Here is a 22,015-nt window from a genome sequence, read left to right as displayed (position 1 = left end):
ACGCTCAAAACTCAGCCGCGCAGGACAGCTCCGACACGCTCGCCGGCCACCGCGACAGCGGCGTCGCGGGCGGCACTGGCCTCGCCCTCGGTGAGGGTCCGGTCAGCAGCCCGGAACCGCAATGCCAGGGTCAGGGACTTGCGGCCCTCCCCGATCTGCGGACCGGTGTAGACGTCGAACAGCCGGACGTCCTCCAGCAGCTCGCCGGCCCCGTCGCGGACGGCAGCAACAACTGCAGCCGAAGCGACCTCAGTGTCCACCACCACGCTGATGTCCTGGAACACCGCCGGGAACGGTGACACCGACGGCGCGGGCAACACCTCGACGATCGGCACGGCATCGAGGTCGAGCTCGACGGCGCAGGAGCCCTTGGGCAGGCCGGTCCGCTCGACGACCGCCGGATGCAGCTGGCCTGCGTAGCCCACCACTATCTCTTTTCCGGGGTCGCCGATCACTACCTCGGCACAGCGCCCCGGATGCCACGGCAACTCCTGGGCGGCGCGCAGGGTGAACTCCACTCCGGCAGCCCGGCCGATCACCCGTACCGCCTCGAACGCATCGGCGGCCTCGACCGGCCGACCCGGACCCCACGGCCCGGCAGGCTCGCGCAGCCCGGCGAGTACCGCCGCGACGTGCTGCGGCTGATGCGGCAACGAAGCGTCCAGCCCGGCGATCTCCTCGTCGGTGGGCCTGCGGTCGTTCGGGATGCGCTCGACGGAGCGGGTCTCGGCCGTGGGATGCACCACCTGCTGGATCGCGAACAGTGCGACATCGGCGGCGCCACGGGATACGTTGCGGCCCAATGCTTCCAGCAATCCGGGCAGCAGCGTGGTGGCCAGCTGCGGACGGTCGGCTTCCAGCGGGTTGAGCACCTTGATGGCGTTGCGGCGCGGGTCGTCGGCGGCCAGACCCCACGCATCGAACACCCCGGCGGGCAGGAACGGCGTGGGCAGGACCTCGACGAATCCAGCCAGCGCCAGCGACTTTCCGATCGCGCGGCGACGCTTCTGGACCGCGGTCAGGCCACGTCCGGCCGGTGCCGTGGGCAGAACCGACGGGATCGACTCCAGCCCCTCCAGCCGCAGCACTTCCTCCACGAGGTCGGCGCGCTGACGCATGTCGGGCCGCCAGCTCGGCGGAATGACGGTCAACGAAGCGGAACCAGCGGCTTCAGCTACAACGGCGCCGATCTGGGTGAGCCGGCGTGCCGTGGTGCCCGCGGCATATTCGACGCCCGCGGTGCGGTCGGGCAGGTCGGCCGGGATCTCGATGGCCGGTTGGGACCAGTCGGTGCGCCCGTCCGCGCGCCAGTCGGTGAGCGTCGGCGCGACGGTACCGCCGGCGATCTCGGCCAGCAGGGTCGCGCAACGATCCAGTGCGGCAACCGAAATGGCCGGGTCTACCGACCGCTCGTAACGGCGCCCCGCCTCACTGGCCAGGTGCAGACGGCGCTGGGTACGCGATACCGCTGCCGGATCCCACACCGCGGCTTCCAGCAGCACGTCGGTGGTGGTATCGCGCACCTCGGTGGTGCCCGCGCCCATCACCCCGCCGATCGCGGCGGTCGCGACGTCGTCGACGATCAGTACGTCGGCGGAGTTCAACGTGCGCTCGACATCGTCGAGCGTGACCACCTTTTCGCCGTCACGGGCGAAACGCACCGCGAGGCCGCCGGTGATCAGGCTGCTGTCGTGGGCATGCATCGGGTGGCCGAGTTCGAGCATCACGTAGTTGGTCACATCGACGGCCGGAGAGATGGCGCGGATGCCGCTGAGCATCAGCCGTCGCTGCATCCACCACGGTGACACGGCAGCCGGATCGATGCCCGTGACGGGGCGTAACCCGAAGCGCTGCACGCCTGTTCCGGGCTCCACGGTCAGCGGCCAGGCCTCGCCTTCGGCGGGCAGCGGCGCCACGTCGGCCGGATCGACGAAGTCCAGATCGTGGGCACACGCGATCTCGCGGGCCAGGCCGCGCACCGACAGGCAGTAACCGCGATCCGGCGTGATCGCCAGGTGGAACACCACGTCATCCAGGCCGAGGAGCTCGGCGGCCGGGGTACCCGGTTCGGCGGTGCCCGCGGGCAGCACGAGGATGCCCGACTGGTCGACACCGAGGTTCATTTCCGATGCCGAGCAGATCATGCCGTCGGAAACCCGGCCGTAGGTCTTGCGCGTGGCGATGGTGAAGTCGCCCGGCAGCACGGTTCCCGGCAGCGCCACCACGACCAAGTCGCCGACCGCGAAATTCGTCGCCCCGCACACGATGTCGCGAGGCTCGCCGTCGACATTCTGGACACCGACATCGACCTTGCAGGCCCGGATCGGTTTCTTGAACTCGGTGAGTTCCTCGATCTCGGCGACCCGGCCGACGGTCAACGGTCCGCTCACCGGTCCGATCGGGATGATCTCCTCGACCTCGTGTCCGATGCGGATGAACGTCTGCTCGAGTTCCTCGACCGACGCATCCCAATCGGGCGCGCCGGCACGAACGGCCTCACGCAGCCAGCTGAACGGAATCCGCATCAGGCACCGACTCCGAACGGCAGCGAGAACCGGACATCACCCTCGACCATGTCGCGCATGTCAGGAATTCCGTTGCGGAACTGCAGGGTTCGCTCCAATCCCATGCCGAAGGCAAATCCGGAGTAGACGTCGGGGTCGATACCGCAGGCGCGCAACACATTCGGGTTGACCATGCCGCAGCCGCCCCATTCGACCCAGCCGGGGCCGCCCTTCTTACCGGGGAACCAGATGTCCACCTCGGCCGACGGCTCGGTGAACGGGAAGAAGTGCGGACGGAACCGGGTGCGTCCCTCCGGCCCGAACTGGGACCGCGCGAACGCATCCAGCGTGCCCCGAAGGTTCGCCATCGTCAGGCCCTTGTCCACCGCCAGCCCCTCCACCTGGTGGAACACCGGGGTGTGGGTGGAATCGAGTTCATCGGTACGGAAGGTCCGCCCGATCGAGACGACGTAGACCGGCAGCTCGCGTTCCAGCAGCGCCCGGATCTGCACCGGCGAGGTATGGGTGCGCAGCACCTGCCGCGACCCATCGGGGGCGATCTGGAAGGTGTCCTGCTCGCTGCGGGCCGGGTGATCGGGCGGGAAGTTCAGGGCGTCGAAGTTGAACTGCTCGGTCTCGACCTCAGGCCCCTCGGCCAGCTCCCAGCCCATCGCGACGAAGGTGTCGGCGACGTTCTCGGCCAGGATCGTGATCGGGTGCCGGGCGCCCAGCGGCTGGCGCGTCGAGGGCAGCGTCACGTCGATGCGTTCGGCGACCAGCACCGCGGCGTCGCGCTCGGCGCGCAGCGCCGCCAACCGCTCGTCATACGCACGCTGGGCCTCGCCGCGGGCGACGTTGACACGTTTGCCGGCGTCGGCGCGGTCGGCCTTCGGCAGCGTCGCCAACGCCTGGCGGGCCAGGGCGATCGGTGCACGATCACCGAGATGCTCGGTCTTGGCGCGCGCCAACGCATCAAGGTCACCGGCCAGCTCAAAGGCATGCCGGGCCGCACTGACGGCTTTGGTCAGGGCTTCTTCTGAGAGATCACTGGGCTGCTCAGCCACCCGGCGATCATAGGCGATCGGCGAGTCACACCTCGAACGCCTTTACCCTCAGCTACCTCACCGGCCACGCTGATCGGGCACTCCGGCAGCGCTCAGGGAGCCGGCAACGGCCCTGACGTCTTCACCCGGTACATCACCAGATCGTCGGGCACGCCTTCCGGCTTGGTCGAGAACATCTGCCGTCGTTGACGTTTGACACTGACCCCGAGTTCGGCCAGCTCCTCTTCGGAGATGCCCTCCAGCGTGGTGTGGGACACAACGAGCCCGCCGTTGGCGGCTCGCTCCATCACCCGGGCCGTGATGTTGACGTCGACCCCGAGCCAGTCCGACCCGATGCGCTGTGGACGCCCGGTGTGGATACCGACCCGCATGCGCGGCGCGTAGCCGTCCATGTCGATGCCCTTCACACCGTCGAGCGCGACGAGCATCGCCCTCAGGGCGGTACCCGGATCGGAGAACACCGCCATCATGCCGTCGCCCATGCGTTTGACGATGTGACCGCCGGCTTCCAGCACCGGGGGCTCGATCACCTGCGCCACCCGCCGCAGCAACCGCAATGTGGCGTCGTCACCGGAGCGCAGAGACCACGAACTGAAACCGACCAGGTCGGTGAACACCAGGGTCACCTCGGGATTGGCCGGAGTTCCCGAGACACGTTCGGTCAGCGCCTGCCAGACCTGCAATGCCCCCAAACTGACCTCACGCGAGGCGGCGTCACGGTCCAGCAGGCGGTCAGCCACCCGCGCGGCCGCCCGGGGACCGCCTTCTCCCGAAACCGAGAGGCGGTCACCGAAATCCGGATCCCCGGGCAGCGCCCGACGGACCCGCCGGACCAGATCGATGACGGCCGGGCTGCGGTTGGTGCGCTGCACCCACCCCAGCGGACCCGGCAACCCGGGTGCCCGAACCGCGCGCTGCTGCGGCGCCTGCTCGACATCCCCGACTCGGCCGGACGGGTCATCGAACGGCTCGCCATCCACAGCGCAAGAGTAGGTGGCGCGCGGACCGGGCGGCAATCACGCCACGAGCGGGTTTGCCCACACTTCTCCGGCGCCGGCAAACCCGGCTGGTCACAGCGCTGTGGCGCCACGATACCCACCGAATAACAGTGCGCGGCGACGCGCCGCGGCGTCGTAGACAACGTGCGTTGTCAATACTATCGTTGAGTCCAGCTGTGATTCACGTCATGACGAGTCAACGAGGACGCAATGACCACACGAACCACCATCGCCGGCGAGCACGATCCCCTCGGCCCGGATTCGCTCACCTGGAAGTACTTCGGCGACCTGCGCACCGGGATGCTGGGCGTCTGGATCGGCGCGATCCAGAACATGTATCCCGAACTCGGCGCCGGTGTCGAGGAACATTCGATCCTGTTGCGAGAGCCGCTGCAGCGCGTGGCACGGTCGGTGTACCCGATCATGGGCGTGGTCTACGACGGCGACCGCGCGCCGGACACCGGCGCGCAGATCAAGGGGTTCCACACCACCATCAAGGGTGTCGACGGCCAGGGCCGGCGCTATCACGCGCTGAACCCGGAGACGTTCTACTGGGCACACGCCACCTTCTTCATGCTGATCATCAAGACCGCGGAGTATTTCTGCGGCGGCCTCACCGAGGCCGAGAAGCGTCAACTGTTCGACGAGCACGTGCAGTGGTATCGCATGTACGGCATGAGCATGAGGCCAGTCCCCAAGGACTGGGAGGAGTTTCAGGAGTACTGGGACGCCAAGTGCCGCGACGAGCTCGAGATCAACCGGGCCACCCTCGACATCTTCACCATCCGGATCCCCAAGCCGTGGTTCGTGTTGATGCCGACGCCGGTGTGGGACCAGCTGTTCAGACCCCTCGTCGGGGCGCAGCGCTGGATCGCAGCCGGTCTGTTCGACCCGGCGGTGCGGGAGAAGGCCGGAATGCGCTGGACCCCCGGTGACGAAGTTCTGCTGCGGGTATTCGGCAAGATGGTCGAACTGGCATTCGTCGCGGTCCCCGACGAGATCAGGCTGCACCCGCGCGCCCTGTCGGCCTACCGCCGCGCGGCCGGCAAGCTGCCGGTCGACGGCCCGCTGGTGGAAGCACCGAGCTTCATGGACCCGCCCCGCGACCGGCGAGGGCTTCCCATGCATTACGTGTCGCGGCGCAAAACACTGCTGGACCGCGCCGGAGCCCTGGTACACACCACATTCTCACTACCGGCGCTACGCCCGGCCCGACGCCCCGCGGCCTGACTTTTGACACGTGTCTAAGCTGTCGAGATGCTTGATTGGTCTGATGTCGACATAGCTGTCCGGGACGCCGTACGCGAGTTCGTGGACAAGGAAATCCGGCCCCACCTCGATGAGCTCGAGAGCGGCGACATGGAGCCGTATCCGATCGTGCGAAAGCTGTTCGCCACGTTCGGCATTGATGCCCTCGCCAAGGAGTCGCTGGACAAGCGGCTGGCGAAGCTGCGCAGCGGTGAGAGCAAGTCGTCCGGCGCCCGCAGCGGGATGTTCGGCGGCGGGTCGCCGGGCATGGGTTTCGTCGTGATCAGCGAGCTGTGCCGGGTATCGATGGGTCTGGTCACCGGGCTGGGCGTCAGCCTGGGCCTGACCGTGTCGACCATCCAGAGCCGCGGCACGCTGGCCCAGCAGGAACGCTGGCTGCCCGGGTTGGTGACCTACGAGAAGATCGGTGCGTGGGCGATCACCGAGCCCGATTCGGGATCGGACGCGTTCGGCGGCATGAAGTCCTATGTCACCCGTGACGGGGACGACTACATCCTCAACGGACAGAAGACCTTCATCACCAACGGGCCCGACGCCGACGTCGTGGTGGTCTACGCCAAGCTCGATGAGGGTGATGGTGCGGACAAGCGCAATCGCAAGGTGCTGACCTTTGTGCTCGATCGCGGCATGGAGGGCTTCGAGCAGTCGAAGCCGTTCCGCAAGATGGGCATCCACTCCTCGCGCACCGGTGAACTGTTCTTCAACAACGTCCGACTGGGCCGCGATCGGCTGCTCGGCGAGACCGAAGGAACCGACGGGCCAGACGAAGGCCGGGCCAGCGCCCGGTCCAACTTCTCGGCCGAACGCATCGGGGTGGCCGCGATGGCACTCGGCGTGATCGAGGAATGCCTGCGGTTGAGCGTCGACTACGCCAAGACACGCACCCTGTGGGGCCAGGAGATCAGCCAGTTCCAGCTGATCCAGCTCAAACTGGCCAACATGGAAGTGGCCCGGATGAATGTGCGCAACATGCTGTTCCGGGTCATCGAATCCGGCGAGAAGGGGGTGCCGATCTCCCTCGCCGAGGCCTCTGCGATCAAGTGGTACTGCTCGCAGGCCGCCACCGACGTCGCCATGGAGGCAGTGCAGCTGTTCGGCGGCAACGGCTACATGACCGAGTACCGGGTGGAGCAGTTGGCCCGCGATGCCAAGTCGTTGATGATCTACGCCGGCAGCAACGAGGTGCAGATCACCCACGTGGCACGCGGTCTGCTCAGTTAGCCCACGGCGGCCAGCGCGTCGATCTCCACCAGCATGACCTCGTGCGGGAGGTCGACGAATACCGTTGTCCGGCATGGAAGCTGGTCGGACTTGACGTTCTCGGCGATGAACTCGCCGTACACGTCATTCATGGCCGCGAAGTCTTCGCGCTTGGTGAGGTAGACCCGGAACATCAGGACATCGTCGACACCGGCGCCGCCCGCCGCCAGGATCGCCTTGACGTTCTCCAGCGTGCGACGGGTCTGCGTCCGCACATCACCCTCACCGATGTAGGTGTTGGTGGCGGGGTCCATCGGACCCTGGCCCGACACCTGCAGGAGTCCGCCCTTACGGATGCCCTGGCTGAAGGTGTGGGCCGGCGCCGGTGCGTCATCGGTACGGATGACCTGGGAATCGGACACGGTGGAATCTCCTCTGCTTTCGGTGTTTTTCGATGATTTCCGGTCGAGTTACGAGGGCCGATAGCCGCATTCGGCAGAGATGCGTTCACACACCGCCTGCAACGGCGGCAGAAGTTCAAGGACCTGTTCGAACGGGAGCACGACGTCGGGCACCGACACCGAAACCGCCGCGACGACACGGCCGCTCGCACCGCGGATCGGTGAGCCCACGCAATTGATCGACGGCTCGTTCTCTTCGCGGTCGTGCGCCCAGCCCTGAACCCGCACGGTCTCGATCTCTCGCAGGTACGCCTCGGGCGTCGTGATGGTGTTGGCCGTGCGCCGGGTGAAGTCCATGGTCGCGACGATCCGCCGCAGTTCGGCATCGGGCAGGTCGGCGAGGATCACCTTGGCGACGGCCGTGGAGTTGAGGTTGGCGGTCAGGCCGATGCGCGAGTACATCCGGATCTGATCGTGTGATTCGAGCTTGTCGATATACACGATGTCGCCGCCTTCCATGGCGGCGAGGTGGGTGGTGCGGCCGTATTCGCGGTTGAACTCGACGAGATGACGCGAGGCGATCTGACGGATCTCCCGCTGATCGGTGCCGTGGGCGGCGAGTTCGAAGACCCTTGATCCGAGGTGATAGCGATTGTTGTTGTCGCGGAACGTGAACCGCTCGTCGGACAATGTGCGCAGCAGCCTCATCACGGTGGTCTTGTGCACATCGGTGGCGGCTGCGAGCTCGTCCAGGCTGGCCGGACCGTTGCCCAGCTGAATCAACAGATGCAACGCCCGTGCGACGCTCTGGCTCACCGCCTGCTCCCGCACACGAAGAATCCGACCTCGCTGACCCTCGTCGCGGCCCACTCTCCGTCCGTGCAGATGAGCAGATGTTCGATCGACGCGTCGGGCGGTGGCGGCGCCGAATCCGCTACGACGGTCAGGGTGACGGCGGCTCCGATGTGGCCGCGCCGCAGGCATGATTCCGGATCCTCATCCAGCACAACGCCGCTGAGGAATCCCGCCGCGAAGGCATCGCCCGCGCCCACCGGCTCGACCACATCGACGCGCAGCGCCGGGACGACGATCACCTCGCCGGTCCGATCCACCGCGATCGCCTGCTCCGCACCATCCTTGATGACCAATGTCTCCGGATTCGGCAGGATGCGACGCAACGCAACCGGATCGTCGGTGCCCGCGACCCGGATCGCCTCGTCGGCGCCCACCAGCACGATGTCGGCCAGGTTGGCCAGGGCGATCACCTCGGCCGGATCACCGTCGGGCCAGAGCTGTTCGCGCCAGTTGACATCGAAGCTCACCAGCCCGGTGATGCCCGGCCGGTCCGTCAGCAACCGGCGCATCATGGACCGGCAGGTATCGGACAGGGCGGGTGTGATGCCGCTGCAGTGCACGACCGATGCGCGCCCGAATGCGGATAGGACCGCCTCCGAGTCCAGGAATCCGGGTTCCATCGCGGAGGCCGCCGAGCCTGCCCTGCTGTATCTGCTGACACTGCGCGGCTCCCCCACCTCGTCGGGTGCGGTCACTTTCGAGTAGTACCCGGTGGGCCGGGTCGGGTCGATCTCGACCGCGGAGATGTCGACGCCGCGTTCGATCAGTTCGGATCTGATCAGTGCGCCGTGCTCGTCGTCGCCCAGCCGGCCGACGAAGGAGGCGGGGATGCCCCAGGCGACGAGTCCGGCCGCGACGTTGGCTTCCGCACCGGCCAGGTGCAGTTCAGCCTGAGCACCGGCCAGGTGCAGTTCAGCCTGAGCACCGGCCAGGTGCAGTTCGGTGTCCGCACCAGCCAGGACCAGCGGTTCGCCGAGGCAGGCGACTCCGCCGACGGGGTCTGTGGGCAATTCGGGCACTGCTGTCCTTCGGGATCGAGACGATTGACGCGGTGTTGTGTGTCATGTTAAACAGGTCACACCATAAAATGCAACCCTGATTGCAACAGGTGCAACGCAGCAGCTCACACCGTTCTGATGCTCTCGACGCACCCGAATCACCATGGAGGACACGATCGGCATGACGACGCGAGGCGAGCCCACGCCGGACAGTCGGGCGTGGGACGCCCTCCGCGCCGAGCGCCTGTCGGAATTGGACAAGGCCCTTCCGGTCGAGGCCGACGGCCTCACCACCGCGGAGTTCCTGGCCACCCGGCCCCGCCTGTCGGCTTTCACCACACCGGTGATGACACTGGACGATTCGGCCATCGAAGACAATGTGGCCGCCATGGCGGCCTGGTGCACAGCTCACGGGGTCGAACTGGCACCGCACGGGAAGACCACCATGTCGCCGGTGCTGTGGGACCGTCAATTGCGCAGCGGCGCATGGGGTATCACCCTTGCCACGCCGAGCCAGGTCCGCGTCGCGGTGAACTTCGGCGTTCGGCGCATCCTGCTCGCCAATGCACTGGTCGACCCGGCCGCGCTGCGCTGGCTGGCCGGCGAGATGGCCGCCCGGCCCGATCTTGAGGTACTCACCTGGGCGGACTCGGCAGCCACGGTCGATGCGATGGACGCGGCACTGTCCGACACCCGGGTGGCCCGGCCGATTGCGGTACTGGTCGAACTCGGCGAGGTCGGTGGGCGGACCGGAGCCCGCTCGGTCGACGAGGCTGCGGCGGTGGCCGCACGGATAGCGGCCTCCGCCAATCTGCGCCTTGCCGGGGTGTGCGGCTACGAGGGATCGCTGGCGCACGACGCGTCCGAGGCGTCACTGTCCCGCGTTCGGCACTACCTGGAGGAAATGGCTCGGCTGCACCGGCTCATCGAAACCGAGGGCCACTACCCTGCCGAGGCCGATGTGTACGTAACCGCCGGTGGCAGTGCCTATTTCGATCTCGTGGCAGAAGTCCTGGCCCCGCTGGCCGGCGGCCGCACACACGTCGTGGTCCGTGCCGGGGCCTACATCATCCACGACGACGGCTTCTACACCGGGATCACGCCGTTCGGCCGCGGCGGTGAGAACTACCGGCTGCGCTCGGCCATGCACACCTGGGCGCGGGTGGTGTCACGCCCCGAACCCCGGCTGGCACTGCTGGACGCCGGGAAGCGGGATGTCCCATTCGACGAGGGGTTGCCCACGCCCCAACTGGTCGCCTCCCAGCTCGGCGCACCCGCACGTCCGCTCACGAATGCGGAGATCGTGGCCGTCAACGACCAGCACGCCTTCCTCACCATCCCGACCGACTCCGATATCCGCGTGGGCGACGTTGTGCGACTGGGACTTTCCCACCCCTGTACCGCTTTCGACAAGTGGCGATGGATCCCCGTCGTGGCGCAGAACGAGACGGATCCCGTCGTCGTCGACCTGATCCGCACCTACTTCTGAGCCTGTGATGCGCACGTTGATCCGCTCCGCCACCGTCATCGACGGCACCGAGTCCGCTCGGTATGCCGCCGATGTGCTGATCGATGATGAGCGCATCGCCGCCATCATCACCGATCCCGGTGATTCACCGGCCGCCGACCGCGTGATCGACGCCGCCGGACTGGTACTCGCGCCCGGGTTCATCGACATGCACGCACATTCGGATCTGCAGATCCTGCTCAACCCGGTGCATCCGTCACGTATCACCCAGGGCGTCACCACCGAGGTACTCGGGCAGGACGGGCTGTCGTATGCACCGGTGACCTCCGAGGTGCTCGCCGTCCTCCGCCGCAAGATCGCCGGTTGGAACACCGACCCGATCGACTTCGACTTCGACTGGCGGTCGGTGGCGGAGTATCTGGACCGTCTCGATCGCGGAATCGCCACCAACGTGGCCTATCTCATCCCACACGGCGTGGTGCGCGCACTGGTCGTCGGCTGGGATGACATTCCCGCCACTGCCGAACAGATCGCGCAGATGCAGACCATCGTGGCCCAGGCCATGACCGAAGGCGCCGTCGGATTGTCGGCCGGATTGACCTACACGCCGGGCATGTACGCCGACAACGACGAACTTCTCGCGCTGTGCCGGACGGTGGCGTCCTACGGCGGCTACTTCTCCCCACACCACCGGTCCTACGGTGCCGGCGCGATGGAGGCCTACGCCGAGATGGTCGAGCTTGCCGAAAGATCCGGGTGCGCACTGCACCTGGCTCACGCCACGCTCAACTTCGGCCCGAACAAGGGAAGGGCGCCCGAACTTCTGACCCTGCTCGAGGCGGCCACCGCCGCCGGTGCCGACATCAGCCTCGACACGTACCCCTACCTGCCCGGAGCAACCACGCTGTCGGCGATCCTGCCCAGCTGGGCGTCGGCGGGCAGCACCGAAGAGACGATCGCCCGGCTGACCGATCCCGCCGCGCTGGCCCGTATCCGCGAACATCTGGAGGTCAGTGGCTCCGACGGCTGTCACGGCGTGATCGCCGAGTGGGACACCATCGAGATCAGCGGAGTCAACCATGACGAGCTGGATCACTACGTGGGCCGCACCATCGCACAGATCGCCGCGGCAGAGGACCGCGATGCGTTCGATGTCTGCATCGACATCCTGCTACGCGACGAACTCGGGAGCGGGATCCTGCAGCATGTCGGGCACGAGGAGAACGTGCAGGCGATCATGCGGCACCCGCGGCACACCGGGGGCAGTGACGGGTTGCTGATCGGGTCGAAGCCGCACCCCCGCGGCTGGGGAACCTTCGCGCGGTACCTGGGGCACTACTGCCGCGACCTCGGATTGTTCTCGCTGGAGGAATGCGTGGGCCACCTCAGCGGACGGGCGGCGACCCGGCTGCGGCTGACCGACCGTGGATTCATCCGTCCCGGTTTCGCGGCCGATCTGGTGCTGTTCGATCCGGATACGGTGGCCGATACCGCCACATACGACCGACCCCGCACGGCTGCAACGGGATTCACCCATGTCCTGGTGCGCGGACAGTTCGCACTCGATGACGGCGAGCTCACCGGGGTGACAGCTGGACGGTCGCTGCGACGCGGCATGGATGGAGGTGTGCAATGACAGCGCTCGACGTGTTGCGGTCGGATCGCGTGCTCAGCGTGGTCCGCGCCGAGACCATTCCCGACGCGGCTGATCTGTGCCACGCGATCGCGGAGGGCGGTATCCGCACGGTCGAGCTGACCTTCACCACCCCCGGGGTACTGGACCACCTGAGGTCCTGCGCCGAATCGGTGTCCGAGGCAGGGATCATGCTGGGCGTCGGCACCGTGATGACCGCCGATCAGGCCCGCGCCGCCATCGACGCCGGCGCACGGTTCCTGGTCACCCCCGGCCTGCGCCCCGAGGTCGCCGAGGTCGCGACCGCCAATTCGGTGCCGGTGTTCCTCGGTGCCCTCACCCCCACCGAGGTCGCACAGGCGGTCGATCTCGGATCCGCGGCCGTGAAGATCTTCCCGGCCGGCAGCGTGGGCCCCAAGTACCTGTCCGACCTGCGCGGGCCGTACCCGGACGTCGAGTTGCTACCGTCCGGCGGGATCAACGAGGGCAATGCCCGGTCCTATCTGGACGCGGGCGCCCTCGCTGTGTGCGCGGGAACCGGCGTGGTCTCACCGGCCCATGTCGCCGCCGGAAACTGGGACGAAATCACCGGCCGGGCACGCAGTTTCGTCGCCGCGCTGTCCCACTGAAGCCGGCCCCACCACCCGAGTCCCCGTCCCGGAGGATCCATGACCTCGTTCGTGCACTGGCTGCAACATGACACGGCCGGCCTGTTGACGCTGGCCGCGGTGTCCATCGCGATGCTCCTGTTGTTGATCATCAAGCTCAAACTCGAACCGTTCATCGCACTGATCGTGGTCGGCATCGCGGTCGCACTGATCGCGGGGATCCCCGTCACCGACCTGGTCGGGACCCCGGCGAAAGCATCGGATTCGTTGTTGGAGAAGGGTTTCGGCAGCATCCTCGGTCACATCACCGTGATCATCGGGCTCGGCACCGTACTCGGAGCGATGCTCGAGAGGTCCGGCGGTGCCGACGCGCTGACCACCCGGTTGCTGAACCTGTTCGGCCCCAAGGGCGCTCCGCTCGCCATGGGCATCACCGGCGTCGTGCTCGGTATCCCGATCTTCTTCGACATCGGCATCTTCATCCTGGCTCCGTTGGTGTACGTGGCGGCCAAGCGCGGCGGTAAATCGCTGGTGATGTATGCGATGCCGATGCTTGCCGGCCTGTCGATGACGCACGCCTTCCTCCCGCCGCACCCTGGTCCGGTCGCTGCCGCCGGCCTGCTGCACGTCAGCCTGGGCTGGCTCATCATCATGGGCCTGGCCTGCGGTATCCCCGCCTGGTTCGTCAGCGGCGTGGCGTGGGGCTCGTGGATCGGGAAACGGGTCCAGGTCGAAGTGCCCGACGAGTTCATCCCGGAGGAGGACGAGGCCGACACCGCCAATCCCCCGTCGATCGGGCTCATCGCGTTCATCATCCTGGCCCCCATGGCACTGATCCTCGCCGCCACCATCGCCGACGTCATGCTCGACGGCGGCCGCCTGCTGTCGATCCTGACCCTCGTCGGTACCCCGGCCGTCGCATTGACCATCGCGGTGCTGCTCGCGCTCTACCTCTTGGGAATCCGCCGGGGCATCTCCGCCACGGAGCTCGGCAAGATCAGCGCGGCGTCCCTGCGGCCGGTCGGCATGATCCTGCTGGTGGTCGGCGCCGGTGCGTTCTTCGGTGCGGTGTTGCGCGCCACCGGAATCGGCACCGCGCTCGCCGACTCCATGACCGCCATCGGCCTGCCGGTGATCCTGTCGGCCTACCTGATCAGCTGTGCGCTACGGATCGCGCAGGGCTCGGCGACGGTGGCGATCGTGACGACGGCTGGCATCATCGAATCGTCCATCGCCGCCGGGAACTACAGCCCGGCTCAGATCGCCCTGATCGTGGTCGCGGTGTCCGCCGGCTCCATCGTCGCCAGCCACGTCAACGACGGCGGATTCTGGATCGTGTCACGGTATTTCAACATGTCGGTGAAGGACACCCTCAAGACATGGACAGTGCTGGAGACCATCTTGTCGGTGGTCGGGTTCGCCATGGCGGGGCTGATCTGGCTGGTGGTCTGACCCGCACGGTGTTCGGCCACCAACGGGTCGATGTGCTCGGCGTAGATCTCGTCACGGTGTATCACCGCGAACCGTCCGGCTCCACGTGTGAAGCGCTGTGGCGGAGAACGCGGCCGGACCTAGCCGGCGCGGTGGGCGCGAGCGCTCTGATACAGGCAGATCGACGCCGCCGAGGCGATGTTGAGACTTTCGGAATGCCCGGGCATCGGAATGTGCACCCGGTGATCGGCGGCCGCGGCCAATTCGGTTGGCAGGCCGTGGGCTTCGGGGCCGAACAGCCAGGCCGTGGGCGGCGTCAGATCGATGTGGTCGAGGTTGGCCTCGCCGTCGATCGTGGTGGCCAGCACCTGCAACCCCGCGGCCTGCAACCGTGCAACGGTGGCGGCCTCGTCGGGCTCGCTGATCACCGGCACCGAGAAGATGCTGCCGGCCGACGCGCGCAGGCACTTGCTGTTGTACGGGTCGACGCTGTTGCCGGCCAGCACCACGGCGTCGGCGCCCATCGCGTCGGCAGCGCGGATCAACGTACCGGCGTTGCCCGGCTCTGATATCTGCACGGGTACCGCGATCAACCGGGGCGCGGTGGCCAGAACCTCATCGAGTGAGACCTCCGGCAGTCGGCACACCGCCACCAGACCGACCGGGGTCACGGTGTCCGACAGGGCTTTCGCCGCACGCTCGGTGACCAGCTGCACCGGCGCATCGGCGAGCAGCGCACCGAAGCGGTCGAGTGCGGCCTCGGTCGCGAACACCTCGGAAACAAGTCCGCGCCGCAACGCGGCCTCGACGAGGTTGGGACCCTCGGCAAGGAAGCGTGCGGCGCGGCGGCGCCCGATGTGGCGCTGCAGTTTGACCGCAGCTGCCACCCGGGCAGAACGCTCGGTGAGCGTCAGGCGGCCTCTCCGGAGGGCGCGTTGACGTCCTCGGGCAGGGCGGCCTTGGCGACCTCGACCAGCGCGGTGAACGCGGCGGCATCGCTGACGGCGATCTCGGCCAGGTTCTTGCGGTCGACCTCGACGCCTGCGGCCTTGAGGCCCTGGATCAGGCGGTTGTAGGTGATGTCGTTGGCGCGGGCCGCGGCGTTGATACGCGAGATCCACAGCTTGCGGAACTCACCCTTGCGAGCCCGGCGGTCCCGGTAGGCGTAGGTCAGCGAATGCAGCTGCTGTTCCTTGGCCTTGCGGTACAGGCGGGACCGCTGGCCCCGGTAGCCCTTCGAGGCCTTGAGTACGGTACGCCGCTTCTTCTGGGCGTTGAGTGCGCGCTTCACGCGTGCCATGGGATGTTCCTATTCTCGTTCGGTACGGGGAGCGGCAGATCTAGCCGTTGAGCAACTTGTTGACACGCTTGGTGTCATTGGCAGCAACCACGGTGCGGCCGTCAAGCCGGCGGGTGCGCTTGGTGGCCTTGTGCTCCAGCAGGTGGCGGCGGCCAGCCTTCTGGCGCACGATCTTGCCGGTCCCGGTCTTGCGGAAGCGCTTCGATGCTCCGCTGTGGGTCTTCGCCTTGGGCATGAATCCTCAGTTCTGTCTTGAAACTAGTTCTGCGTTACGTCTGGTTCTTCTGGTGCGGCCTGCTGCCCGCCGGGGCGCTCGGCCTGCTCCGCCGCCTTGGCGCGAGTCTTCGCGCCGCGGTGCGGTGCCAGCACCATCGTCATGTTGCGGCCATCCTGCTTGGCTGAGGTCTCGACGAAGCCGTACTCGGCCACATCTGCGCCCAACCGCTGCAACAACCGGTACCCGAGTTCGGGCCGGGACTGCTCGCGTCCGCGGAACATGATGGTCACCTTGACCTTGGACCCGGCTTCGAGGAAGCGGACCACATGGCCCTTCTTCGTCTCGTAGTCGTGATCGTCGATCTTGGGACGCAGCTTCTGTTCCTTGACGACGGTCTGCTGCTGGTTCTTGCGAGACTCGCGCTCCTTGAGAGCCGTCTCGTACTTGAACTTGCCGTAGTCCATGATCTTGCAGACCGGAGGTCTGGCGTTAGGAGCTACTTCGACAAGGTCGAGATCGGCATCCGCGGCGACGCGGAGGGCGTCTTCGATGCGCACAATGCCTACCTGCTCGCCACCTGGTCCGATCAGGCGGACTTCTGGTACACGAATGCGCTCGTTGACGCGGGTCTCAGTGCTGATGGGGCCTCCTATGTTGGGTCTGCTGAGGAGACCCACCCATCTGCACTTCTGCCCTGTAGAACAGAAAAGCCCTGCTCACAGCAGGGCCCAATGCCGACCGATCACGGCTTGCGCCGCCTGCACCTCCAATGCTGGAGCACAGAACCGGTGTCCGAGGACACCGGCGACCGGACCGTTGTACCAGTGTGGCCAACGGTGGGAGTGGGACTCCACTTGCTGTCCCTGACATAAGCCGGGACGGTCGCGCATGACAGTCTAGCAGGCATGACCGATCCGACAGAAACGCCCGACGACGCTACGCCGCAGGTACGGGAACTGGCAGACATTCCCGCAGTGGAAGTGATCACCCGGGCGGCGGTCATGTTGATGAGCGCCGCGGCCGAGAAGATCGGACTGTCATCCGAGGATCCCGAGGATAGCCCGCACCGTGATCTTGACGAGGCCCGCCGGCTCATCACCGCACTTGCCGGGCTCGTGACGGCATCGGCCGAATACCTGGGACCGCACGCGGGCCCCGTCCGCGACGGTCTGAAGAGCCTGCAGTTGGCGTTCCGCGAAGCCAGCGCGGCTCCTGAAGAACCGGGCAAAGGCCCAGGCGAGAAGTACACCGGCCCGGTCTGGTAATCACCTGGGCGGTGTCTGTGCGCGCGATCGACCCAATTGACGGTTTGACCGCCTATTCTCCGGGCGTATGACCGTTATCAGCCGCGGCCGCCGCACCGGAGTCCAGCCCGCGTCGAGGTTCTCCTGGGTTCCCGCAGCAGCCGGTTGGACCGTCGGGGTCATCGCGACCCTGTCGCTGATCGCCAGCGTGTCTCAAACGGTGCGCTGGCTGATCCAGGTGCCGCGAGAGTTCGTCAACGCCTACATCTTCAACTTTCCCGACACGAGCTTCTCGTGGGCCTTCGTGCTGGCTTTGCTGGCCGCGGCACTCGCCGCCCGCAAGCGGATCGCCTGGTGGATCCTGGTGCTCTACATGGTGGGCGCCATCGGCTGGAACCTCGGGGATCTCGCCACCGGTGGTGACCCGCTGGCCGAGGACGTCGGCGAGGTCATCGGCCTGGCGTTCCACGTGGTGGCCATCGTCTGCCTGGTGTTGGCCCGCAACCAGTTCTGGGCCAAAGTGCGCCGGGGCGCACTGCTCAAATCCGCCGTCGTCCTGGTCGCGGGCATGGCGATCGGCATCCTGGCCGCGTGGGCACTGCTGGAACTGTTCCCGGGCACCCTGGCGCCGGAGTGGCGGCTGCTGTACGCCGTCAACCGGGTGAGCGGCTTCGCCACCGTCCCGACCGAGGTCTTCGAGGGCTACTCGCACCCCTTCCTCAACGCGATCTTCGGCTTGTTCGGCGCGCTGGCACTGATGGCGGCCGCGGTCGTGCTGTTCCAGTCGCAACGCGCCTCCAATGCGCTGACCGGTGAGGACGAGTCGGCGATTCGCGGGTTGTTGGAGGCCTACGGCAAGAACGACTCGTTGGGGTACTTCGCCACCCGGCGTGACAAGTCGGTGGTGTTCGCCCCCAACGGGCGCGCCGCGATCGCCTATCGCGTGGAGGTGGGTGTGTGCCTTGCCGGCGGCGATCCGGTCGGCGACCCCAAGGCGTGGCCGCAGGCGATCGCGGCCTGGCTGCAGTTGTGCCAGACCTACGGCTGGGCACCGGGCGTGATGGGCGCCAGTTCGGCTGCGGCCGAGGCGTTCCGGGCGGCCGGACTCAACGCACTGCAACTCGGCGACGAGGCCATCCTGCATCCCGACAACTTCCGGCTGTCCGGACCTGACATGCGTGCGGTGCGCCAGGCGGTCACCCGGGCCCGGCGGGCCGGGACCTCGGTGCGCATCCGGCGCCACCGGGAGCTGGATCAGGCCGAGATGGCTGACGTGATCAAGCGTGCCGATGCCTGGCGGGACACCGAGACCGAACGCGGCTTCTCGATGGCGCTGGGCAGGCTCGGCGACCCGGCCGACGGTGACTGCCTGCTCGTCGAGGCGGTGCAGCAGCGCGGGGACAACGCTGAGCCCGAGGTGGTCGCGTTGCTGTCGCTGGTGCCGTGGGGCGCCAACGGCGTCTCGCTCGACGTCATGCGCCGCTCCCCCCAATCCCCCAACGGCACCATCGAGCTGATGGTCAGCGAACTGTGCATGCAGTCCGAAGGCATTGGGGTCAGCCGGATTTCATTGAACTTCGCGATGTTCCGGTCGGCGTTCCAGCAGGGCGCGCAGCTGGGTGCGGGTCCGGTGGCCCGGCTCTGGCGGGCGCTGCTGGTGTTCTTCTCCCGGTGGTGGCAACTGGAGACGCTGTACCGCTCGAACATGAAGTACCAGCCCGAGTGGGTCCCGCGGTACGCCTGCTACGAGGATGCCCGGTTGATCCCGCGGGTCGGGGTGGCCTCGGTGATCGCCGAGGGTTTCCTGGTGCTGCCGTTCTCCCGGCGAAACAAGCAGCACACCGGTGAACACGTCGCGGCCCCGGCCGATCTGGTGGATTCGGGCCGATTGCACCATGACGGCAGTGCTCCGGACCGCAATGGCCTGCGGGACGATTTCACCGACGACGAGCAACAACGGCTGCCCGAGCAGGTCCGGGTCCGGATGGCCAAGCTGCGCCAGCTGCAGGCCGACGGTGTGGACGCCTATCCCGTGGGCCAGGCCCCCAGCCATACCGTCGCGGCCGCACTCGAATCCGCCGAGGGTGACAGCGTGAGCGTGGCCGGGCGGATCCTGCGGGTCCGGGACTACGGCGGCGTGTTGTTCGCGCAACTGCGCGATTGGTCGGGTGAAGTCCAGCTGTTGCTCGACAACGCCCGCCTGACGCAGGCCGGCACCGCCGACTTCACCGCGACCATCGACCTCGGCGATCTGATCGAGGTCAGCGGTTCGATGGGGCGGAGCCGCAACGGCACCCACTCGCTGCTGGTCGACAGTTGGCGATTGATCGGGAAATGCCTCCGGCCGTTGCCGGACAAGTGGAAGGGCCTGACCGACCAGGAGGCCCGGGTACGGGCCCGCTACGTGGACCTGGCCGTCAACACCGAGGCGCGGGACTTGATCCGGGCCCGCAGCGGCGCCCTGCACGCCATCCGGGAGACGTTGTACGCCAAGGGTTTCCTCGAAGTGGAAACCCCGATCCTGCAACAGATCCACGGCGGCGCCAACGCCCGGCCGTTCCTGACCCACATCAACGCCTACGACCTGGACCTGTATCTGCGGATCGCACCCGAGCTCTACCTCAAGCGGTTGTGTGTCGGCGGTGTCGAGCGGGTCTTCGAACTCGGCCGGGCCTTCCGCAACGAGGGGGTGGATTTCAGTCACAACCCGGAGTTCACCCTGCTCGAGGCCTACCAGGCCCACGCCGACTACAACGTGTGGATCGACGGCTGCCGCGAGCTGATCCAGAATGCCGCCCAGGCCGCCAACGGCGCCCAGGTCTTCCAGCGGCCGCGGGCCGACGGAGTTCTCGAACCGGTCGACATCTCGGGTCCGTGGGCGGTCAAGACAGTGCACGACGCGGTGTCGGAAGCCCTCGGCGAGCAGGTCACCGTCGAGACGGATCTGGCCACGCTGCGCCGGCTCTGCGATGCGGCGCACATCCCGTACCTGACCCACTGGGATACCGGGGCCGTGGTGCTGGAGATGTACGAGCACCTCGTCGAGGACCGCACAGAAGAACCCACGTTCTACAAGGATTTCCCGACGTCGGTGTCGCCGCTCACCCGGCCGCACCGCAGCGTTCCCGGGGTTGCCGAGCGCTGGGACCTGGTGGCCTGGGGCGTCGAGCTGGGCACTGCCTACAGCGAACTGACCGACCCCGTCGAACAGCGCCGGCGGCTGCAGGAACAGTCTTTGCTGGCCTCAGGCGGTGACCCCGAAGCCATGGAACTCGACGAGGATTTCCTGCAGGCGATGGAGTACGCGATGCCGCCGACGGGAGGGCTGGGCATGGGTGTGGACCGCGTGGTCATGCTGATCACCGGCCGCAGCATCCGCGAGACACTGCCCTTTCCGCTGGCCAAACCCCGTTAGCAGGCGCTTCACAGCCGATCCCAAGATTCGGCGGCGACGATGTGGTTGTGACGTTCACTCACCACCTGTCCTTGATGCACGGCTGGGTTCCGACCAGCATCCAAGTCATCACCGCCGTGGTACTGATCGCCGCAATCGGCTGGCGTACCCGCCGCTGGGCGCTCATCTGGCTGCCGCTGGCCGCCGTGGTGGGCGGCATCTTGGTCGCCGGCACCAACTGGTACATCGATTCCGAGGGGCTGGCGGGCAACCCTGCGCCCCGCTCGCTGTGGGTGTGGATCGCGCTCACCGGCGTCGCGGTCGTGGTCATGCTCGCCGGGTGGCGCGGCAGCCGGTGGTGGAAGCGTGGCACCGCGGTGATGGCGGTACCGCTGACTCTGCTGTGCACGGCACTGGCGCTGAACCTGTGGGTGGGTTACTTCCCGTGGGTACAGACCGCGTGGAACCAGTTGACCGCCGGTCCGCTACCCGATCAGACCGATGAGGTCACGGTGGCCGCGATGCAACGGCAGGGCACCATCCCGGCCAAGGGCAGCGTCGTTCCGGTCGAGATCCCCAACACCGCTTCGGGTTTCCGGCATCGCGGTGAATACGTCTATCTGCCGCCGGCGTGGTTCGCCACCAATCCCGCGCCGCAACTGCCGACGGTCATGATGATCGGCGGCGAGTTCAACACCCCGGCCGACTGGATGCGGGCCGGCAACGTGATCAAGACGATGGACGACTTCGCCGCGGCCCACCACGGGTACGCGCCGGTGATGGTGTTCGTCGACCCGGGCGGTACCTTCAACAACGACACCGAATGTGTCAACGGCAAGCGCGGGAACTCCGCCGACCACCTCACCAAAGACGTTGTGCCCTATATGAACAGCCACTACGGCGTCAAACCGGCCGCCGCCAACTGGGGCATTGTCGGCTGGTCGATGGGCGGCACCTGCGCGGTGGACCTGGCAGTCATGCACCCCGAGTTGTTCAGTTCATTCGTGGACATCGCCGGCGACATCGGTCCGAACTCGGGCACCAAGGCACAAACCGTCGACCGGCTGTTCGGCGGGAGTTCCGCGGCCTGGGACGCCTTTGACCCGAGCACGGTGATCAACCGGCACGGCCAGTACGACCAGACGGCCGGCTGGTTCGACGTCAACGACACGTCAACGGCGGGCAAGCCCGCCGGCCGCGCCAACGATCAGGCCAAGGCGGCCAACGCACTGTGTGCGCTCGGCTCGAAACACGGCATCTCCTGCGCGGTGGTGACCCACCAGGGCACCCACGACTGGCCGTTCGCCAGTCACGCGTTCACCGCGGCGCTGCCGTGGCTGGCCGGCGTCCTCGACACCCCGCAGGTGCCCGCGATCGGACTGCCTCAGTCCTCGCCCTCGGCGGCCTTCATCCAGACCGCCGCCAAGTAGC

General features: G+C 67.2%; 19 protein-coding genes. 9 read left to right on the top strand and 10 right to left on the bottom strand.

All coding sequences use genetic code 11. The annotated features are described in order from the left end of the window. Window positions 1-11 precede the first annotated feature (11 nt). From pheT to EH231_RS07220, 3 genes are all read right to left on the bottom strand, one after another. On the bottom strand, window positions 12-2,525 hold the full coding sequence (gene pheT / locus EH231_RS07230) for a phenylalanine--tRNA ligase subunit beta (RefSeq protein WP_124712155.1): 2,514 nt from the start codon (window positions 2,523-2,525) through the stop codon (window positions 12-14). Continuing rightward, window positions 2,525-3,568: a phenylalanine--tRNA ligase subunit alpha gene (gene pheS, locus EH231_RS07225; protein ID WP_090430909.1), complete on the bottom strand. Its 1,044-nt coding sequence runs from the start codon at window positions 3,566-3,568 to the stop codon at window positions 2,525-2,527. The genes pheT and pheS overlap by 1 nt, the downstream gene beginning before the upstream one ends. A gap of 92 nt (window positions 3,569-3,660) precedes the next feature. Next, window positions 3,661-4,548 carry an adenylate/guanylate cyclase domain-containing protein gene (locus EH231_RS07220; protein ID WP_164480798.1) on the bottom strand — a complete coding sequence of 296 codons (888 nt, stop codon included), beginning with the start codon at window positions 4,546-4,548 and terminating at the stop codon, window positions 3,661-3,663. A gap of 228 nt (window positions 4,549-4,776) precedes the next feature. Here EH231_RS07220 and EH231_RS07215 point away from each other — a divergent pair, with 228 nt between their 5' ends. Further along, a complete protein-coding gene (locus tag EH231_RS07215) occupies window positions 4,777-5,796 on the top strand; it encodes an oxygenase MpaB family protein (RefSeq protein WP_090430911.1) in 1,020 nt (339 codons plus the stop codon). A 27-nt stretch (window positions 5,797-5,823) separates the two neighbouring features. Continuing rightward, window positions 5,824-7,056, top strand: a complete 1,233-nt coding sequence (locus EH231_RS07210; protein WP_124712154.1) for an acyl-CoA dehydrogenase family protein — start codon at window positions 5,824-5,826, stop codon at window positions 7,054-7,056. Here the strand turns inward: EH231_RS07210 and EH231_RS07205 are convergent. From EH231_RS07205 to EH231_RS07195, 3 genes are read right to left on the bottom strand one after another with little or no spacing between them, the layout of a single operon-like run. Further along, window positions 7,053-7,457 (bottom strand): RidA family protein, encoded by a 405-nt coding sequence (locus EH231_RS07205; protein WP_090430915.1) that lies wholly within the window; start codon window positions 7,455-7,457, stop codon window positions 7,053-7,055. The two genes, EH231_RS07210 and EH231_RS07205, sit on opposite strands and share 4 nt — an antisense overlap. Before the next feature lie 48 nt (window positions 7,458-7,505). Further along, complete coding sequence (locus EH231_RS07200) at window positions 7,506-8,252, bottom strand: IclR family transcriptional regulator (RefSeq protein WP_124712153.1); 747 nt, start codon at window positions 8,250-8,252, stop codon at window positions 7,506-7,508. Next, a complete protein-coding gene (locus EH231_RS07195; RefSeq protein WP_241177903.1) occupies window positions 8,249-9,310 on the bottom strand; it encodes a sugar kinase in 1,062 nt (353 codons plus the stop codon). Before EH231_RS07195 ends, EH231_RS07200 begins: the two co-directional genes overlap by 4 nt. Before the next feature lie 160 nt (window positions 9,311-9,470). Between EH231_RS07195 and EH231_RS07190 the strand changes: the two genes are divergently transcribed. From EH231_RS07190 to EH231_RS07175, 4 genes are read left to right on the top strand one after another with little or no spacing between them, the layout of a single operon-like run. Further along, window positions 9,471-10,778, top strand: a complete 1,308-nt coding sequence (locus tag EH231_RS07190) for an amino acid deaminase (protein WP_090432046.1) — start codon at window positions 9,471-9,473, stop codon at window positions 10,776-10,778. 7 nt (window positions 10,779-10,785) lie between these two features. After that, complete coding sequence (locus EH231_RS07185) at window positions 10,786-12,393, top strand: N-acyl-D-amino-acid deacylase family protein (RefSeq protein WP_090430917.1); 1,608 nt, start codon at window positions 10,786-10,788, stop codon at window positions 12,391-12,393. Next, on the top strand, window positions 12,390-13,019 hold the full coding sequence (locus EH231_RS07180) for a bifunctional 4-hydroxy-2-oxoglutarate aldolase/2-dehydro-3-deoxy-phosphogluconate aldolase (protein WP_090430919.1): 630 nt from the start codon (window positions 12,390-12,392) through the stop codon (window positions 13,017-13,019). The genes EH231_RS07185 and EH231_RS07180 overlap by 4 nt, the downstream gene beginning before the upstream one ends. Before the next feature lie 39 nt (window positions 13,020-13,058). Continuing rightward, window positions 13,059-14,450, top strand: coding sequence for a GntP family permease (locus tag EH231_RS07175; RefSeq protein WP_090430921.1), 1,392 nt, complete (start codon window positions 13,059-13,061; stop codon window positions 14,448-14,450). 119 nt (window positions 14,451-14,569) lie between these two features. Here the strand turns inward: EH231_RS07175 and EH231_RS07170 are convergent, their stop codons facing one another. Genes EH231_RS07170 through infC form a run of 4 tightly spaced genes read right to left on the bottom strand, consistent with a single transcriptional unit; the run spans window position 14,570 to window position 16,623 of the window. Further along, entirely contained in the window at window positions 14,570-15,316 is a 747-nt protein-coding gene (locus EH231_RS07170; protein WP_090430923.1) for a TrmH family RNA methyltransferase, read from the bottom strand. Between the two features lie 23 nt (window positions 15,317-15,339). After that, the gene (rplT, locus tag EH231_RS07165; RefSeq protein ID WP_003885175.1) at window positions 15,340-15,729 is read right to left on the bottom strand and encodes a 50S ribosomal protein L20; all 390 of its coding nucleotides are present in this window, start codon (window positions 15,727-15,729) and stop codon (window positions 15,340-15,342) included. Window positions 15,730-15,769: 40 nt separating this feature from the next. Continuing rightward, window positions 15,770-15,964, bottom strand: a complete 195-nt coding sequence (rpmI, locus tag EH231_RS07160) for a 50S ribosomal protein L35 (protein ID WP_036449598.1) — start codon at window positions 15,962-15,964, stop codon at window positions 15,770-15,772. A 23-nt stretch (window positions 15,965-15,987) separates the two neighbouring features. Further along, window positions 15,988-16,623: a translation initiation factor IF-3 gene (gene infC / locus EH231_RS07155; protein WP_090430925.1), complete on the bottom strand. Its 636-nt coding sequence runs from the start codon at window positions 16,621-16,623 to the stop codon at window positions 15,988-15,990. Window positions 16,624-16,851: 228 nt separating this feature from the next. Here infC and EH231_RS07150 point away from each other — a divergent pair, with 228 nt between their 5' ends. From EH231_RS07150 to EH231_RS07140, 3 genes are all read left to right on the top strand, one after another. Then, entirely contained in the window at window positions 16,852-17,211 is a 360-nt protein-coding gene (locus EH231_RS07150) for a DUF1844 domain-containing protein (RefSeq protein WP_090430928.1), read from the top strand. Between the two features lie 67 nt (window positions 17,212-17,278). After that, entirely contained in the window at window positions 17,279-20,605 is a 3,327-nt protein-coding gene (gene lysX, locus EH231_RS07145) for a bifunctional lysylphosphatidylglycerol synthetase/lysine--tRNA ligase LysX (RefSeq protein ID WP_090430930.1), read from the top strand. Between the two features lie 74 nt (window positions 20,606-20,679). Next, window positions 20,680-22,014, top strand: a complete 1,335-nt coding sequence (locus EH231_RS07140; RefSeq protein ID WP_234940417.1) for an alpha/beta hydrolase — start codon at window positions 20,680-20,682, stop codon at window positions 22,012-22,014. The last annotated feature ends 1 nt before the right edge of the window (window position 22,015 follow it).

It is taken from the genome of Mycolicibacterium nivoides (assembly GCF_003855255.1).
GTDB classification, from domain to species: domain Bacteria; phylum Actinomycetota; class Actinomycetes; order Mycobacteriales; family Mycobacteriaceae; genus Mycobacterium; species Mycobacterium nivoides.
This window is presented reverse-complemented; position numbering and strand designations above follow the sequence as displayed.

Bases quoted from the DNA above. Each gene is read 5' to 3' on its own strand.
- pheT (WP_124712155.1), bottom strand. From the start codon at position 2,525: ATGCGGATTCCGTTCAGCTGGCTGCGTGAGGCCGTTCGTGCCGGCGCG.
- EH231_RS07215 (WP_090430911.1), top strand. From the start codon at position 4,777: ATGACCACACGAACCACCATCGCCGGCGAGCACGATCCCCTCGGCCCG.
- EH231_RS07210 (WP_124712154.1), top strand. From the start codon at position 5,824: ATGCTTGATTGGTCTGATGTCGACATAGCTGTCCGGGACGCCGTACGC.
- EH231_RS07190 (WP_090432046.1), top strand. From the start codon at position 9,471: ATGACGACGCGAGGCGAGCCCACGCCGGACAGTCGGGCGTGGGACGCC.
- EH231_RS07185 (WP_090430917.1), top strand. From the start codon at position 10,786: ATGCGCACGTTGATCCGCTCCGCCACCGTCATCGACGGCACCGAGTCC.
- EH231_RS07180 (WP_090430919.1), top strand. From the start codon at position 12,390: ATGACAGCGCTCGACGTGTTGCGGTCGGATCGCGTGCTCAGCGTGGTC.
- EH231_RS07175 (WP_090430921.1), top strand. From the start codon at position 13,059: ATGACCTCGTTCGTGCACTGGCTGCAACATGACACGGCCGGCCTGTTG.
- rplT (WP_003885175.1), bottom strand. From the start codon at position 15,729: ATGGCACGCGTGAAGCGCGCACTCAACGCCCAGAAGAAGCGGCGTACC.
- rpmI (WP_036449598.1), bottom strand. From the start codon at position 15,964: ATGCCCAAGGCGAAGACCCACAGCGGAGCATCGAAGCGCTTCCGCAAG.
- EH231_RS07150 (WP_090430928.1), top strand. From the start codon at position 16,852: ATGACCGATCCGACAGAAACGCCCGACGACGCTACGCCGCAGGTACGG.
- lysX (WP_090430930.1), top strand. From the start codon at position 17,279: ATGACCGTTATCAGCCGCGGCCGCCGCACCGGAGTCCAGCCCGCGTCG.
- EH231_RS07140 (WP_234940417.1), top strand. From the start codon at position 20,680: ATGCACGGCTGGGTTCCGACCAGCATCCAAGTCATCACCGCCGTGGTA.